Annotated in this window: 16 protein-coding genes and 2 pseudogenes; 5 read left to right on the top strand and 13 right to left on the bottom strand. The window is 71.3% G+C overall.

The features are described 5' to 3' along the window. Positions 1-49: 49 nt before the first annotated feature. Positions 50-880 (bottom strand): hypothetical protein, encoded by an 831-nt coding sequence (locus ACZ7LT_RS09435; RefSeq protein WP_471235394.1) that lies wholly within the window; start codon positions 878-880, stop codon positions 50-52. A 260-nt stretch (positions 881-1140) separates the two neighbouring features. Between ACZ7LT_RS09435 and ACZ7LT_RS09430 the strand changes: the two genes are divergently transcribed. Further along, positions 1141-1890, top strand: a complete 750-nt coding sequence (locus ACZ7LT_RS09430; protein ID WP_471235393.1) for an SDR family NAD(P)-dependent oxidoreductase — start codon at positions 1141-1143, stop codon at positions 1888-1890. Positions 1891-1983: 93 nt separating this feature from the next. Here the strand turns inward: ACZ7LT_RS09430 and ACZ7LT_RS09425 are convergent, their stop codons facing one another. After that, complete coding sequence (locus ACZ7LT_RS09425) at positions 1984-2550, bottom strand: hypothetical protein (RefSeq protein WP_471235392.1); 567 nt, start codon at positions 2548-2550, stop codon at positions 1984-1986. Between the two features lie 206 nt (positions 2551-2756). Between ACZ7LT_RS09425 and ACZ7LT_RS09420 the strand changes: the two genes are divergently transcribed. Continuing rightward, positions 2757-3626 carry an alpha/beta fold hydrolase gene (locus tag ACZ7LT_RS09420; RefSeq protein WP_471235391.1) on the top strand — a complete coding sequence of 290 codons (870 nt, stop codon included), beginning with the start codon at positions 2757-2759 and terminating at the stop codon, positions 3624-3626. 166 nt (positions 3627-3792) lie between these two features. Here ACZ7LT_RS09420 and ACZ7LT_RS09415 read toward each other — a convergent pair whose 3' ends face one another. After that, a complete protein-coding gene (locus tag ACZ7LT_RS09415) occupies positions 3793-4122 on the bottom strand; it encodes a putative quinol monooxygenase (RefSeq protein ID WP_471235390.1) in 330 nt (109 codons plus the stop codon). A gap of 265 nt (positions 4123-4387) precedes the next feature. Between ACZ7LT_RS09415 and ACZ7LT_RS09410 the strand changes: the two genes are divergently transcribed. Then, positions 4388-4630, top strand: coding sequence for a transposase (locus ACZ7LT_RS09410; RefSeq protein WP_471235389.1), 243 nt, complete (start codon positions 4388-4390; stop codon positions 4628-4630). A 585-nt stretch (positions 4631-5215) separates the two neighbouring features. On the opposite strand, the gene ACZ7LT_RS09405 is transcribed toward ACZ7LT_RS09410, so the two are convergent. From ACZ7LT_RS09405 to ACZ7LT_RS09380, 6 genes and pseudogenes are all read right to left on the bottom strand, one after another. Continuing rightward, positions 5216-5533, bottom strand: coding sequence for a hypothetical protein (locus tag ACZ7LT_RS09405; protein ID WP_471235388.1), 318 nt, complete (start codon positions 5531-5533; stop codon positions 5216-5218). Beyond that, the gene (locus ACZ7LT_RS09400; protein ID WP_471235387.1) at positions 5514-5864 is read right to left on the bottom strand and encodes a helix-turn-helix domain-containing protein; all 351 of its coding nucleotides are present in this window, start codon (positions 5862-5864) and stop codon (positions 5514-5516) included. The genes ACZ7LT_RS09405 and ACZ7LT_RS09400 overlap by 20 nt, the downstream gene beginning before the upstream one ends. Before the next feature lie 188 nt (positions 5865-6052). Further along, positions 6053-6589: an NUDIX domain-containing protein gene (locus ACZ7LT_RS09395; RefSeq protein WP_471235386.1), complete on the bottom strand. Its 537-nt coding sequence runs from the start codon at positions 6587-6589 to the stop codon at positions 6053-6055. Positions 6590-6681: 92 nt separating this feature from the next. Continuing rightward, positions 6682-7287: a hypothetical protein gene (locus ACZ7LT_RS09390; protein ID WP_471235385.1), complete on the bottom strand. Its 606-nt coding sequence runs from the start codon at positions 7285-7287 to the stop codon at positions 6682-6684. Further along, positions 7262-7746, bottom strand: a pseudogene (locus ACZ7LT_RS09385) (NAD(P)-dependent oxidoreductase); the annotation flags it as partial. The pseudogene ACZ7LT_RS09385 and the gene ACZ7LT_RS09390, both read right to left, overlap by 26 nt. Before the next feature lie 383 nt (positions 7747-8129). After that, positions 8130-9458: an alpha/beta fold hydrolase gene (locus tag ACZ7LT_RS09380; protein ID WP_471235384.1), complete on the bottom strand. Its 1329-nt coding sequence runs from the start codon at positions 9456-9458 to the stop codon at positions 8130-8132. Positions 9459-9557: 99 nt separating this feature from the next. Between ACZ7LT_RS09380 and ACZ7LT_RS09375 the strand changes: the two genes are divergently transcribed. Next, positions 9558-10391: an HAD-IIA family hydrolase gene (locus tag ACZ7LT_RS09375; protein ID WP_471235383.1), complete on the top strand. Its 834-nt coding sequence runs from the start codon at positions 9558-9560 to the stop codon at positions 10389-10391. A gap of 35 nt (positions 10392-10426) precedes the next feature. On the opposite strand, the gene ACZ7LT_RS09370 is transcribed toward ACZ7LT_RS09375, so the two are convergent. After that, positions 10427-10795 carry a tetratricopeptide repeat protein gene (locus tag ACZ7LT_RS09370; RefSeq protein WP_471235382.1) on the bottom strand — a complete coding sequence of 123 codons (369 nt, stop codon included), beginning with the start codon at positions 10793-10795 and terminating at the stop codon, positions 10427-10429. A 131-nt stretch (positions 10796-10926) separates the two neighbouring features. On the opposite strand from ACZ7LT_RS09370, the pseudogene ACZ7LT_RS09365 reads away from it, so the two are divergent. After that, positions 10927-11112, top strand: a pseudogene (locus ACZ7LT_RS09365) (pirin family protein); the annotation flags it as partial. Positions 11113-11174: 62 nt separating this feature from the next. On the opposite strand, the gene ACZ7LT_RS09360 reads toward ACZ7LT_RS09365, so the two are convergent. The 3 genes from ACZ7LT_RS09360 to ACZ7LT_RS09350 form a co-directional block, all read right to left on the bottom strand. After that, the gene (locus ACZ7LT_RS09360; protein ID WP_471235381.1) at positions 11175-12140 is read right to left on the bottom strand and encodes a pirin family protein; all 966 of its coding nucleotides are present in this window, start codon (positions 12138-12140) and stop codon (positions 11175-11177) included. Between the two features lie 248 nt (positions 12141-12388). Continuing rightward, the gene (locus ACZ7LT_RS09355) at positions 12389-12655 is read right to left on the bottom strand and encodes a hypothetical protein (RefSeq protein ID WP_471235380.1); all 267 of its coding nucleotides are present in this window, start codon (positions 12653-12655) and stop codon (positions 12389-12391) included. Between the two features lie 380 nt (positions 12656-13035). Next, positions 13036-14550, bottom strand: a complete 1515-nt coding sequence (locus tag ACZ7LT_RS09350; RefSeq protein ID WP_471235379.1) for an RICIN domain-containing protein — start codon at positions 14548-14550, stop codon at positions 13036-13038. Positions 14551-14585 lie beyond the last annotated feature (35 nt).

The raw sequence follows: 14585 nt of genomic DNA, 5'->3' as shown, positions 1-14585 counted from the left end.
CGATCACCTGGACACCGTAGGCGCCGGGCCGCGCGGCCCGACCGGCGGGCTAGCTCGCCCGGGCCCGCGGCCGCGACACGTACAGACGCGCGTAGTAACGCCCCTCGCTCTCCCGCCCCGTCGGGTCCTCACCGGCGCGCCGGACCCGCTCGACCGCGTCGGCCTGCTCCACGGCGCTGGTGAACAGCCGCTGCGGGTACGTCCAGGCCGGGTCGGTCTCGGTGACCAGGCCGTGCGCCTCGAAGAGTTCGGCCACCGGCCGGTAGCTGACCGTACGCAGCACGAACGCGCACACCCACACCGGCGTGCGGGCGGCTTCGAGCAGGGCGCCGAAGGTGCGGTGGGTGATGTAGCTGCCGCCTCCGGTCAGGGTGATCAGGCCGGTCGTCGCGAGGGTGCGCCGCAGCGCCGCGCCCGGCGGGCGCTCCTCCAGGTTCTCGGCGTACGCCTCGTCGAGCAGTCCGACGTCCAGGGCGTAGCGCAGGGCGTTGCCCGCGGTGTCGAGGCCGATGACCCGGCCCGCGTCGGTGCGGCGGTGCTGCCGGTAGAACGCCTTGTCCCGGTCGACCAGTTCGGACCGTGTCAGCGTGAGCGCCTCGGCGCCGGTGTAGTGCGCGTAGAGGTCGTCCAGGGTGAGGTCGTGGTTGAGCAGAGCGGCGTTGATCCCGTACGAGCAGCACACGTCGAGGACCGTGACGGGCACGCCGCCGGAGGCCGCCGACCGCTCCTCGCGAATCCGGCGGAAGACCTCCTGCGCGTGGTGCGGGATCTCGTACGCCAGCGGGCCGAGCCGCTGGAAGTAGGCGCGCGGGTCCGGCCGGTCGTAGATGTCGTCGAACCGCGTCTTGCCTGGTTCCGAGCTGCTCGCGCTTCCGCCCATGCGGGACCTCCACTGGTGAGGGACAGTCGTCCGCCGGTCTACCCCACCGGTGCGTCGACCGGCCAGGGGGCACCTGACGGAACCGGACAGCTGCCCACTCTTGGACCGTATGTCTGCTTCGGGGCGAGTGTCCAGGTCTGCGTGTCGCCCTCGGGGGCCGGGGGGCGCGAGGCGATGATCGTCCCCTGTCCTCACGACGCATTCACTGACGCATTCACTACGGACGTGGTGCGGAATCGGTACGGAAGAGGTGAAGGCCCATGCTGCTTGAGGGCAAGGTCGCCGTCGTCTACGGCGCGGGCGGCCCGATCGGCGGGGCGGCGGCCCGCGGCTTCGCCCGCGAGGGAGCCAGGGTCTTCCTGGCCGGGCGGACCGGCGCGAAACTCGGCCCGGTCGCCGCGGACATCAGGGCGCACGGCGGCACCGCCGCCACGGCCGAGCTGGACGCGCTCGACGAGGCGGCCGTCGACGCGTACGTCGACGGCGTGGTGGAGGAGGCCGGACGGCTCGACGTCTCGTTCAACGCGATCGGCTACGGAGACGTCCAGGAGCCGCTGACGGAGATCTCCGCGGACGACTTCGCCCGCCCGATCGTCACCGCGACCCGCACCCACTTCCTGACCACCAGGGCGGCAGCCCGCCATATGATCCCGCGCGGCACGGGCGTGATGCTGGCCTTCGGCGGGGGCGGGCCCCAGACGTTCCCGGGCCTTGGCGGCTTCGTCGTCGCCCTGGACGCCGTCGAGAGCCTGCGCCGCCAGTGGGCCGTGGAGCTCGGTCCGCACGGCATCCGGTTCGTCACGCTGAAGTCGGCGGGTGTCCCCGAGGCGCTCGCCGAGGCCTTCCCGGGCCGGGACGGCATCGCCGCCGAGATCGAAAGCGCCGCGCTGCTGAACCGTACGGCGACCCTCGCCGACGTCGGTGACGTCGCCGCCTTCGTTGCCTCGGACCGGGCCCGCACGATCACGGCGGCGGACGTCAACATCTCGTGCGGGGCGATCATGGACTAGCCCGGGACGGGACGGCGGGGGCCTTGAGGGTCAGGCCTTGAGGTCAGGCCTCGGGGTCCGCCTTGAGGTCAGGCCTGGGTGTCGGCCTCGAGGTCAGGCTGCCGCGTCCCGGACGACCGGCTCGCGGCGCAGCAGGCCGGGGCGGCCGTCACTCCACGGCACGAAGCCCCACCGGCTCAGCAGCCGCGCCTGGAAGGACGCCGGACGGCTCGCGTACGCCGGCTCCCCCGCCTCGTCGATCAGGCCGAGGACGGGCGCCAGCACGGCCCCGGCGGCCTCCGGCCCGCTGTCGGCGGTCGTGCCCAGGGCGGCCAGCAGCCAGTGGTCGTCGTCCGGCTGGAGACGTACGGGATGGTGCGCGGCCGGCGTCCGCTCGGGCGGGCCGATCTCGTGCAGCCGCAGCAGGGCGCGGTACTCACCCTCGTCGATGACGGCGCCCGGCGGCAGCCACACCGCCGCCGCCTCCAGCGTGCCCGCCGGCGACTCGGTAACCCACACCTCGCCGGTCTCCAGACCGAAGTGGGCGAGGGTGAGACGCAGCTCGGGCTGCGCCTCCTCGGCGAACTGTCGCCGACCACCGGACAGCAGCCGGACGATGGCGTTGACGTCCTGCAGGCGTGCGCGTCGAGCCGTGGCAGGACGCGAGGAGACGAGTGGCATGAGCAGCCGTGCCTTTCGGTCGTTCCTCGTGAGGCGATCGAGGGCACCCTCGTCCGCCTCCCGTCTGTGACCCACGTTACCCATACGCCCGTAAGAGTGGTGTCGGTAAGGCGGACCGGATTTTTGTCGGGCCGTGTCGGCCCCCGGCGGCGACGGCGGGAAAAAGACGTCGCAGGCCGGCCCCGAGGCGTGTTCCGATCATGCCCATGGACATCGTGACCGCCCCCGCACGCGCGGGGGAACAGGAACTGCCGGACGGAAGGACGCTGGGCTGGGCCGAGTGGGGCCCGCCCGGCGGGACGCCGGTGCTGTGTGTGCCGGGCGCGGCGACCACCCGGCGCCTCGGCTTCGGCGCGAACGCCGTGGAAGGGCTCGGCGTCCGGCTGATCAGCATCGACCGGCCCGGACTGGGGGCCTCGACGCCCGCCCCCGGCCGTACGTTCGCCGACTTCGCCGAGGACATGCGGGCCTTCGCCCTGTTACGGGGGCTCGGCCGGCCCGCGATGGTGGGCCACTCGCAAGGAGCGCCGTTCGCGCTCGCCTGCGCCGCGGCCGGAGTGGTCGGCGCACTGGCCGTGGTCTCCGGCGCGGACGAGATCGCCGCGCCGCACTTCGCCGCGGCCCTGCCCGCCGACCTGCGCCGGCTGGTGGAGCTGACGGCGGCCGATCCCGGCGCCGCCGAGGAGGTCTTCGCCCGCTTCACCCCCGACGCCATGTGGGACATGGTCATGGCGGGCAGCCCGGAGGCCGATCTGGCGGTCTACGGGGAGCCCGGCTTCGCCGCCGCGTACCGCGCCGCGCTCGCCGACGCCTTCGCCCAGGGCCCGCTCGGCTACGCCCGCGACACGGTCCTCGCCATGGGCCGCTGGGGGATCGCCCTGCGGGAGGTCACGGCGCCGGTGGACCTCTGGTACGGCGAACTGGACCTCACCCACTCGCCCGACCAGGGCGCCTGCCTGGCCGCGCGCATCCCCGGCGCCGTGCACCACCGTGTGCCGGGGGCGGGCGGGGCCCTGCTTTGGACGCACGCCGAGGAGATCCTCGGCGTCCTCCTGGGGCGCCTGACCGCACCCTAGGACCTGTCTGATAATTGATCTTGTGGTGGGTCGTGGTGAGCTGAGAGATCACCGCTCTCGGTTGACGCCCGACGTTGACGGCCCTGACCTCACGTCCCTCACACCTGGGCAGACACGCACCAGGTCTGGCCCCAGACGGGCCTGCGCTGCCCGCTGGTTCGCTCGATTACCGGGTCAGTCCAGCTTTCGCAAGGACTTCATCGAGAGTCAGCGTCGAGGCCAGGTCGTGGATCCAGGCTTCAGGCGGTGCTGCGAAGACGTCGCCCAAAGCGGCCATGAGCGCCTCGAATTCATTCTGGAAGTGCCTGTACACGGCGTCGCGGTTGGCCCACTGCTCGATGATCACGAAGGTATTCGGCGCTTCGAGATCTTCGGCGATCTGATAGCCCTCGCAGCCCTCCTCAGCACGGGTCCGAGCCGCGTTGCCGCGAATCACCTCGAGCCAGTGCTCACGCTGCTCCGGCTTGATCGATGCTCTGACAATTTGGAGAACCATGCACTGCTCCTTACCTCGCCCGGCGCCGCGTCTTCCGGGATCGCTCAGTTTGGTGCCCTGCCCCAGTAGACCGCCCCGGGCAACCGACCACCTGTCGTTGTACGCCGCTCGTGTCAGGCGCTGGGGCAGTCGGCCGCTCTCGACCATGGCCCGGCCCCCAACCCGGCGATCGTTACCGGTCACACCACTAGGACCTGTTGTGGAAGTCGATCTTGGGCGTGAAATGATCACGTGCTGTGGCGCGTGGAGACCTGACGGACGAACAGTGGACCCGGCTGGAACCGCTCTTGCCGAGGGCAAGAAGTCCGGCCGGCCGCCGATATGGCCCCGGCGGCAGTTGATCAACGGCATACGGTGGCGGACCCGGGCCGGGACACCGTGGCGGGATGTGCCCGAGCGGTACGGGCCGTGGGACCGGGTCTACGACCTGTTCCGGCGCTGGCAGCGGAACGGCACCTGGAAGCAGATCTTCACCCAGCTCCAGGCCCGGGCGGACGCGACGACCTGATCACCTGGGATGTGAGCGTCGACTCGACGGTGTGCCGAGCCCACCAGCACGCTGCCGGAGCGGTCAAAAGGGGGGGGTCTCCAGAAGGAGCCGCCCGGTGGCGTTGAGACCGAGCGGGACGACCACGGCCTCGGGCGTTCACGGGGCGGTCTGACCACCAAGCTCCATCTCGCGGTCGAGCAGGGCCAGAAGCCAATGTCGATCGTGATCAGGGCCGGGCAGCGCGGGGATTCTCCGCAGTTCGAACCGGTCCTGGAGCGCATCCGGGTGCCCCGACAAGGGCTGGGGCGGCCGCGCAAACGGCCCGACGCGTCCTGGCCCGGATGCGCTGGGACACTCGCAACCGCGCCTACGTCGACCGCCGAGTCTGCGAAGGCAAGACACGCCGCGAAGCCATTCGCTGCCTCAAACGCTACGTCACCCGCGAGATCTACCAGACGATCATCACGCTCCGACCGAGTACGGACGAGCCAAGATCAGCTGCTTGACATCCATAGGGGCATCAAACTTGCCGTCCGCTACGAGACCACCGCCCTCGTCGCAGCCATCAACGAGTGGCTGTGATGCGTGCGTCTGTCGGCTGAATCACGGCTCGTACAGGGGAAGGAAGTGGATGACCGCTTCCTCGTACGGGTGGGCATCGCGGACCGCTTGCTGGACGGCGCGGGCTTGCTCCGCATCACAGACGGATTCGATCCTGCATTCCTCACCGTGCTGCACGACGCCCACCTCGCCGTCATACGGCTGCGAGCCGGGCAACGGCTGCCAGTTGCCGGTCACCCTCCATACGCTGGAACACCGCGCGTACTCGCCGACCCGGCCCGCCCCAGCCGCATGGAGAGCCTCGATCACTACATCTGCATGACTCTCCGGGACGGATATCTCAATCTTCAGACGCACCATGACCGGACCCTAACAACCCGCCTACCAGCACTTTCACACAGGCCCTAATGGCCGCGAGATCGTCGCCGTCCGGCGGCGGACGGTCGGCGTGCTGGTGCTGCGGCACCGCAGCTGCCGGCTCCCAGGAACGTCGGGCCAGCCCCAGCAGGTGGCCAGGGATGTGGAAGGCGTCGGCGATCTGCTCGAACACCGTCAGCTTCTCCACCCGGCTCTTGCCGTTCATGTAGTCGTACAGCCGCCCTTGGGCGATGCCGACGTCACCCGCGATCTGGCGGGTGGAGATGCCTCGGTTGTTGAGCAGCCGGAAGACGGTGCCCAGGCTACTTTGCACCGTGGGTCAGAGATAGGACACCGGGGCCGTCATGCCCGGTCCAAGGGTTCTCCGCCCGCAGCGGCGGGCCCGCCGTACGGGTGACGCCCCCGTCCCGAAGACGCGGCGCGGTCGTCGTGACGGGGCTTCCGGCCGATCGGCCGAAGCCCCGCATCCTGTGATCTGCGCGTGTTCACCGGCTTCATCGGTCAGACCCAGGTGTAGTTCGCGTCGGTGACGGCGTCCAGGGCGGCGCTGGCGACGGCGGCACGGGGGCCGGCGAGGGCGGCGAGGGCGGGGCCGATGGGCGGGAAGATCGGCAGCTCGGCGGTCTTGCGGTAGTCGATCCACTCGATCACGCCGACTTCGTGGCTTCCGTCGGGCAGCTCGTCCAGCTCCTGCTCGGCGAGCGTCGCGCGGACGTCGGGGCTGATGTGGAAGCGGTAGATCAGGTGGAGCTTGCGCGGGGGCGGGGTGGGGCCGGGGCGGGTGACGCGCTGGTCGACGACCCACAGCAGGTCCCCGCCTTCGGCCTGTGGCGTGTCCAGGCCGAGTTCCTCGGCGAGTTCACGGGCGAGGGCGACGCCGAGGTCTTCGCCGTCCTCGACGTTGCCGCCGGGCGGGGTGTAGTGGGTGGAGTCAGCGCGGTCGCGTCGGATGAGGGCGACGTCGTCGCCGCAGAACACCAGCGCCCCGGTCCGGATCTTGATCCGGGAGAACGGGGCGGGTGTTGGGTTGTTCGTCATGGCCGTCAGTATCTCGGCCGCCTTCGGGGGCCGGGCGGGCTTTGCCCCGGCTTCACCCGCCCGGGCCCGGGGCTGTTTCTGGTTCCGGAAGGTCAGGCGGCAGGCAGACCCGGCAGGGCGTGCGCCTCGCGTCCCTCCTTCATGCTGGTGTGCTCGATCCAGCCGTCCGGCAGACGCAGAACCTGGCGGCGCAGCCGGCAGCCGGTGGCGCGCATCACCGGGGAGTGGTGGCAGGGGTCGAGCTCCTCCACCAGAAGGCTCGGCGCACTCGCGGCCGGGTTCTTCTTCCCCGCCACTGCGATCGGCAGGTGCCCAGTGGGGGTGAGCGGGACCGGAGTGATCCGCCAGATGGGGCCGCGGACGGTGGACAGGCTGGCCTGGCCGAAGCCGCGTTCCTCCCGTGGGGTCATCGGCTCACCGTTGGTGGCGGCGAGCCCGCGGAACAGGTTCTCGGCGCGGCCTTGGTTGACGATCTGGCTGGTGTCGATGGCGAAGGTGCGGGAGAAGAACAGGCGCGGCGGGTAGCCCGCCCGTTCCAGCGCCGCCGCGTACGCGGCGACCTGCGGGTGGATCTCCTCATGCAGGTGCTTGGCCGCCGCGGTGTCGACCGGCTCCAGTTCCTCGGCGCGGGCGGTGAGCGCGGTAAGGACGGCGTCGACGTCCGCACCGGTCGGCCACCCGGCTGCCGATCTTGCCAAGGCCCAGCAGACCGAGCCGGCGGCCGTACAGGTCGGCGCCGACCGTGCTCTGCCAAGGGCCGCCCGCGCGCAGCGCGTTGTTCTCCGGGACGATGCCCCGGGACAGGCCGAGCAGCAGCGCCCAGGTCAGCTCGACCGGAGGCGTCGAAGAGCTGGCGGTGCCGCACACCGTCACCCCACCCGCCTCGGCGGCCGCGTAGTCGATGACGGAGTTGCGCATGCCGGAGGCGACGAGCAGCTTCAGCCGGGGCAGCCGGGACAGCAGCGTGGCGGGGAAGGCGACGAGCTCGCGCAGCGTGACCACGATGTCGAAGTCGACCAGCGCCAGGGCGAGTTCGTCCTCGGTCGGTGGTGCGCGGCGAAGGCGACGACCTCCACCCGATCAGCGACGGGAGACCAGTCGGTGACGGTCGTCGCGGCGTTCTGATAGTCGTCGAGCACGGCGCAGCGCAGGCGCATCTGGGTTCCCCCCGGAGTCGGTACGGGCCATTGTGGCGGCTTCCGCGAAGGGGCGGCCGCCAGGCGGGTGCCCGGCGGGCAGTCGGTATCGGCGCATGGTCGCGGCTGCCGCGAGGGGGCGGCCGCCAGGCGGGTGCCCGGGGCAGTCGGTAACGGGGCATGGTCGCGCCTGCCGCGAAGGGGGCGGCCGCTCGGCCCGGCCGTAAGGCCCGCGCCGCTTGGCGCAGCCATCGGCTGCCCCGAGACAGGGCGGCCCGGCCCCCGTGCCGCGGGGGCAATCGGTAACGGCGCATGGTCGCGGCTGCTGCGAGGGGGCGGCCGCTCGGCCCGGCCGTAAGGGCCCTGCCGCTCGCCGCCGCCATCGGCCGCCGCCCCGTCCGGCCTCAGGCTCGTGCCCCGGGGGTCAGGTGGTACGTGAACCAGTCCCGTGCGAGGCGGGCGACCGCGTCCAGGGCGCCCGGTTCCTCGAAGAGGTGCGTGGCGCCGGGGACGACCTCCAGGCGTTTCTCGCAGCGCAGTTCCGCCTCCGCCTGCCGGTTGAGGTCGAGGACCAGGGTGTCTCGGCCGCCCACGACGAGCAGCGTCGGCGCCCGTACGTCCGCGAGCGCGGGGCCGGCCAGGTCGGGGCGGCCGCCGCGGGAGACCACGGCCTTGACCGCCGCGTCCGGCGCGGCGGCGGCCCGCAGCGCGGCCGCGGCGCCCGTGCTCGCCCCGAAGTAGCCGATGGCGGCATGCCCACGGCCCCTCAGCCAGCGCGTGGCGCCCCGCAGGCGCTCGGCGAGCGTGTCGACGGCGAAGACGTGGGCCCGGTCCGCCTCCTCGGCGGGTGTGAGCAGGTCGAACAGCAGCGTGCCGAGCCCGGCCCCATTGAGGGCCTCGGCGACCGCCCGATTGCGGGGGCTGTGGCGGCTGCTGCCGGAGCCGTGCGCGAACATCACCACCGCCGACGCCCCCGGCGGCAGCGTCAGATCCCCGGCCAGCCGCAGCCCGTCGCCGACGTCCACCTCGACCGGCCCACCCACGTCCCCCGCCTCCTCCGGGGCGGAGCCCCGTGCTGTGTCCTGCTCTACCGGCACCCACGCCGACGCCTCCGCGAGCAGCGCGAGCACCTCCTCGTCCTCCGTCTGGGAGAAGTCCTGGTACCACTCGCCGACGGCGCGGAACCCGGCCGGTGTCGACAGACACACCACCTCGTCGGCGGCGGGCCGCAGCCGGCTCACGGCGTCCGGCGGGGCGACCGGCGCGGCCAGCACGACCCGGGCGGCGCCCTGGGCCCGTACAACCTGGCAGGCGGCGGCAGCCGTGGCACCGGTGGCGATGCCGTCGTCCACCACCACGACCGTACGGCCGCTCAGCGGGACCCTCTCCCTGGCCTGCCGGAACCGGGCCGCCCGGCGCTCCAGTTCGGCCTGCTCGGCCTCCTCCACGGCCATCAGGTCGGCGCGGTCGCTGCCGCTGCGCCGGACGATGTCGTCGCTGACCACCCGTACCCCACCCTCACCGATGGCCCCGAAGGCCAGCTCGCGGTGGTACGGCACCCCCAGCTTGCGGACGACGATCACATCGAGGGGCGCGCCGAGCGCGTGGGCCACTTCGAAGGCGACCGGTACCCCGCCCCTGGGCAGGCCCAGGACGACGGGGTCCTCCTTCTCCAGATGCCGCAGCGCCTCGGCGAGGCGGCGGCCCGCGTCCGTCCGATCGGTGAACAGCACGGTGGTTCACCCCCAACCAGGGGAACAGACACCACGTCCACACCTACTTCGACGCAACCCCATTTGCGCTCCCCGCGCAAGTCGGCAACGGTCGGTTCCATGGAGAGTACGCAGCGTGCGCCGTCGGACCCGGGTCCTGTCCGGGCGCTCCTGATCGACGTCGACGGCGTCCTCACCGTCTCGTGGAAACCGCTCCCCGGGGCGGTCGCGGCGATGGAGCGGCTGCGCGCCGACGGCATGCCGCTGGCGTTGGTCACCAACACCACCTCGAAGACCCGCGCTGTGATCGCCGAACGGCTGGCCGGAGCCGGTTTCCCGGTCGGCGCGGACGACATCCTGACCGCCCCGGCGGCCACCGCCGCCTACCTGCGGGACCATCACCCGGACGCCCGCTGCCTCCTGATCAACACCGGGGACGTGACGGCCGACCTCGACGGCGTGCGGCTCGTCGACGCGGTGGAGGCGGACGCGTCCGGCGCCGACGTGGTCGTCCTCGGCGGCGCGGGCGCCGACTTCACCTACCAGGCCCTCAACCAGGCCTTCCGGCACGTCCAGCACGGCGCCCGGCTCGTCGCCATGCACCGCAACCTCTACTGGCGCACCGCCGAGGGGCTCGACCTCGACACGGGCGCCTTCCTGCTCGGCCTCGAACGGGCCGCCCGCGTGGAGGCCGAGATCACCGGCAAGCCCTCGGGCGCGTTCTTCGCCACCGCCCTCGCCCGGCTCGGCGCGGACCCGGCGGACGCCCTCATGGTCGGCGACGACGTCGAGTCCGACGTCCTGGCCGCCCAGCGCGCGGGCGTCACCGGCGTCCTGGTCAAGACCGGCAAGTACCTCCCGGAGGCCGTCGAGGCGGCCGACGGCACCCCGGACCACGTCATCGACTCCTTCGCCGACCTGCCGGCCTTGCTGGACCGCCTCGGCGGGACCTGAACCCCTCAAGGCCCGGGTGCCGGCGGTCGGCGAGGTCAGGCGTCCGGGCCGGGCGGCTGCTCCCCGGACATCGCGGCGGCGAGCCGCAGATGGGGCGCGGCCTCGGCGGCCCGGCCCTGCCGCTCCAGGGTGCGGCCGAGCATCAGCCGGGCGTAGTGCTCGACCGGATCGCGCTCCAGGACGGCCCGCAGCTCGGTCTCCGCGCGCCCCAGCTGCGCCGAGTGGTAGTAGGCGCGGGCGAGCAGCAGCCGCGCCGAGGTCTGCTCGGGCACCTCGGCGACGAGGCCGCGCAGGATCCGTACCGCCGTGAGGTACTCCTTGGCGTCGAAGAAGAGCTGCGCGCGGTCCCAGCGTTCGGCGGCCGTTCCGTACTCGTAGTACGTCCCGCTGCTCGTCTCGCTCACGGACGCCTCCCATGTCGCTTGGTTCGTACCTTCCGCACCCCTCAACCCGCCCCGCGTGGTTGAATATTCCACTACTATTTTCGCGTGGGTACCGGCCCGTCGGAGCCCCTCTCGGGAATAGGTTGAGCGTCATGAGCAATCTTGATCGCCAGGCCGCGCTCTCCGTGTGCGGCGGCCGCGGTTTCGTCGCGGCCGAGCCGGTGCGGGAGCTCCTCAGTCCCCGCCACGTCCAGCTCGGCGAGTCGACCGAGGTACACCGTCTGCTCCCCAACCTCGGCCGCCGCATGGTCGGCGCCTGGGCGTTCGTTGACACTTACCCCAAAGCACAGACGCGGCAGGACGGGCTCTCACCTGCGTAAACAGGTGAGAGCCCGCTCTCTCACCGGACGCGGCCGCGAGGCTTGAGCGGTACGGGCGGAAGCTCGGGCGCCGACAGCCGGTCGCCGTCGTAGCCCTTGACCTCGCCGAAGCGGGTGCCGGTCATCCAGTCCGCGCGCGCCTGTTCGATCTCGTCTTGCGTGCGGCCGATGAAGTTCCACCACATGATCAGTTCCTCGGCGAAGGGCTCGCCGCCGAGCAGCATGATCCCGGCGTCGGACTCGGCGCGCAGGGGGAGTTCGGTGCGGCCGCAGCCGAGGTAGAGCATCGAGCCGGGCAGGACTGGGACGCCGTCGACGTGTACCTCGCCAGACATGGAGAGCACGCCGTACTCGAAGTCGGGGACGAGCGGCAGACGAGCCTCGGCGCCGCGGGCGAGCGTGAGGTCGGCGCCCACGATCGGGGTGTACGTATGGCCGGGGGACTCTGCGCCGTCGAGCTCGCCGAGAATCACGGTGGCGGTCAGGCCCGGGGCGGTCACCTGAGGGAGGTCCGCGTGGTGTTGAAAGTGCGGCTCGACGTGACGGTGGGCCTCGGGCAGGGCGACCCAGAGCTGGGCGCCGTGCAGGAAGCGGGCGTGGGGGCGGGGGCTCTCTTCCGAGTGGCTGATCGCCCGGCCCGAGGTCATCAGCCCGAGCTCGCGGGGGCGGATCGTCTGCAGGCTGCCCGTACTGTCGCGATGCAGCACCTCGCCCTCGTGGAGCCAGCTGACGGTCTGGAGCCCCATGTGCGGGTGCGGGGGCACCTGCATGCCGGGCTCGTCCGCGATGTCGTCGCGCCCATAATGATCAACAAAAGCCCATGCAGCGATCATGCGGCGGCCGAGGTTGGGGAGCAGCCGGCGTACCTCTGTTGACTCGCCGAGCTGGACGCGGCGAGGGCTTAGCAGCTCGCGCACCGGCTCGGCGACGACGAATCCGCGGCCGCCGCAGAGGGTCGGCGCGGCCTGACGGTCAAGGTTGCTCATGCCGCACAACTTAGCCCGGACAGTGGGCCGGGGCACGGTTGTCGCCCTTCCAGTGTGGAGCACCGTTGGGGTGACATCGTGTCGTCGCCCAGCCGTGCGAGTGTGATGAGCGACGCAGTTTTCTACCGGCGGATTTGACGACCTCTCAAGCGAAGCACGTGCCTGCCTGCCACACCCTTCAACCGCATATGCGCACGCCATAGGTTCGGGTGAGCGTGAGACGCGGTTGCCACCGCGAGGGTGTGTCTCTACGCGGGCAGGGACCAGGAGGGACCGTCCGGTGTGCCCATCCATACGCGCTGTACGGCGCCGCGGACGGTGAGCCCGAAGTCGGTTGGTGGTGGCGCATCGGCCGCGTGCCACAGCGCGAGGGATTCCTCGACCCGGTCCCAGAGTCGGTCCGCGCCGCCCTGCCGCACGATCCACGTGCCGTCGTGGTTCTGCGTGAGCACGGCGAAGGCGTGGGTCACCGCGTCGAGGACGTACGTCCTGGTCGTCCCGTCCTCGTCCTGCATCGCGAAACAACGGGCGTCGGAGAGAGAGCTGTGCGACGAACCCGCTGTCGGTCATGCTGAGCAGCTCGGGGCTGTACGACGTTTCTCGCGCCTCGCCTCGTCCGCCTGCGGGATCATGCCGAGGGATGTCGGGCCCGACTGCTGCCGCGCAATCATGAAGGTCGGGCCCGGATCGAGGAACCGGCCCTCGGCGTTTTCGTCGGCGCCGGCTGTGAGCCGGACAAGTCCAAGCGAGAGGTCCTCCTGGGCGCTGTCGGGGTGGCGAAGCTGATGCGGTTCACCCGCGCTCCGTGATGGTCGGCTTCGTCAGGCGCGGTGGCGGCGCGACGGCGACGGCCCGCCAGTTGTACGGGCGGGCCGTTCCGGTCAGTGTGTGCGGGTCAGACGCTGGGTGCGGTTCTGGAAATGGTCCAGCGTTCGTCCTGCGCGCTGTTGCAGGTCCACTGGATCAGCTGGCTGCCCTTGGTGGCGCCGGCGCCCAGGCCCAGGCACTTGTCCGAGTGGACGTTGCGCAGCTCGCGGGTGGTCTCGCTGTACGTCCACTTCTCGTCAGCGGCGCCGTTGCAGGTGTACTGGATCATGCCGGCGCCATTCGCGGTGCTGCTGGCGGTACCCATGCACTTGCCCGAGTAGATGTTGCGGAGGAAGAAGGTGCCGTTGCCGTCCCTGGTGTCCTCGAGCTTCCAGCGTTCGTCCTTGGCGTTGTTGCAGCCCCACTGGATGACCGGCGTGCTGTTGTCGATCTTGCTTGCCGCGCCCGCGCACAGGAGGCTGTACTCGTTGTACACGTAACGGTAGTCGTCCGCTTCCCGGGGGAGCAGAGAGAAGACGACGCGGTGGTTGGTCTGCTCGTTCATGCCCCACAGTCGGCCCGATTGGGTCGAGTAGGAAAGGTTCTGCGTCAGGGCGGGTGCGCGGGTGAGGATCGAGACGGGGCCGCCGTCCGCATCGGCCTGCCAGATGCAGGAGTAGGAGAGGTTGTCCTCAGTGTTGCCGTCGCCCATGTAGCCCGTGTCGCATTGGGCGGACATGTAGTAGTACTTGCCGTCGGTCGCCACGCCTTGCAGCTGATGGACGGGAGCCGCGAAGGCGGCTGTCGCGGAGACCGTGGACGTGCCGTTCTCGACGAAGGGCGCGATCGGCCAGCGGACGACATCGCGCGCGTCTGCGGTCTTCCCGTAGCGTCCGGACACCAGTTGCGGCGGTGACACGGTGCGGTCCAGGCTCAGGGCGTTCAGACACGTCCTGACATCGCAGTTCATGTTGCTGCTCTTGTCGAGGTCGGGCTTGGGATTGTACGCAGCGTCCTGCTCGGCTTTGGTGCGGTTCGAGTAGCGGGCGACCATGGGAAGGACCCACCTGTGCCCGTCGTAGTTCACCTTCCACAGGTGGTTCAGGTCGTAGATCTGCAGCTCACCGCCGTTGGCGACGAACAGCCTGTCGCCGTACCAGACCATCGCGTCGGCGTGGACGTCGGTGACCGCGGTGTATCCGGGGTTGGCCCGGCTGCCCGTGGGGCGGACGAGCAGCACGTGCCCGTAGGTCCACTGCGTGCCGGTCGACTTGAGGATGGAGACCCGGGCCTTCTTGTTGCGGCTGCTGTCCGGGCCCGCAGTGCCGTAGTACCAGGTCGCCATGTACAGGTGGTGGCCGTCCACCGTGCCGCTGGCGTCGGCGTCGTGCGAGGCGGTGAACCCCTGCGGATGCCAGCCGCCCTGTTCGGACCAGGCACTGCTGGCATCATCGCCACCGCTCCAGCAGAACCCGTTGTACTTGAACGTTCCGTTCAGGCCGGTGCTGTGGCACAGGGGCCGGCCGGCGTTCTCGTTCGACTGCGCGACGCTCGCCGGCGACACCCGCGTCACGAGGCCCTTCGCCTCCGCCGCCTCGATCACCCCCCGCGCCGTGTCCCCGGCGTCGACACCGGGCA

It is taken from the genome of Streptomyces sp. NPDC039465 (genome assembly GCF_055639315.1).
The sequence above is the reverse complement of the archived record's forward strand: the minus strand, read 5'-3'. Positions and strand labels throughout refer to the sequence as shown.

What these genes read in the sequence shown, in the direction of transcription:
- ACZ7LT_RS09435 (WP_471235394.1), bottom strand. Translation starts at nt 880, where the DNA reads ATGGGCGGAAGCGCGAGCAGCTCGGAACCAGGCAAGACGCGGTTCGAC.
- ACZ7LT_RS09430 (WP_471235393.1), top strand. Translation starts at nt 1,141, where the DNA reads ATGCTGCTTGAGGGCAAGGTCGCCGTCGTCTACGGCGCGGGCGGCCCG.
- ACZ7LT_RS09425 (WP_471235392.1), bottom strand. Translation starts at nt 2,550, where the DNA reads ATGCCACTCGTCTCCTCGCGTCCTGCCACGGCTCGACGCGCACGCCTG.
- ACZ7LT_RS09420 (WP_471235391.1), top strand. Translation starts at nt 2,757, where the DNA reads ATGGACATCGTGACCGCCCCCGCACGCGCGGGGGAACAGGAACTGCCG.
- ACZ7LT_RS09415 (WP_471235390.1), bottom strand. Translation starts at nt 4,122, where the DNA reads ATGGTTCTCCAAATTGTCAGAGCATCGATCAAGCCGGAGCAGCGTGAG.
- ACZ7LT_RS09405 (WP_471235388.1), bottom strand. Translation starts at nt 5,533, where the DNA reads ATGGTGCGTCTGAAGATTGAGATATCCGTCCCGGAGAGTCATGCAGAT.
- ACZ7LT_RS09395 (WP_471235386.1), bottom strand. Translation starts at nt 6,589, where the DNA reads ATGACGAACAACCCAACACCCGCCCCGTTCTCCCGGATCAAGATCCGG.
- ACZ7LT_RS09375 (WP_471235383.1), top strand. Translation starts at nt 9,558, where the DNA reads ATGGAGAGTACGCAGCGTGCGCCGTCGGACCCGGGTCCTGTCCGGGCG.
- ACZ7LT_RS09360 (WP_471235381.1), bottom strand. Translation starts at nt 12,140, where the DNA reads ATGAGCAACCTTGACCGTCAGGCCGCGCCGACCCTCTGCGGCGGCCGC.
- ACZ7LT_RS09355 (WP_471235380.1), bottom strand. Translation starts at nt 12,655, where the DNA reads ATGCAGGACGAGGACGGGACGACCAGGACGTACGTCCTCGACGCGGTG.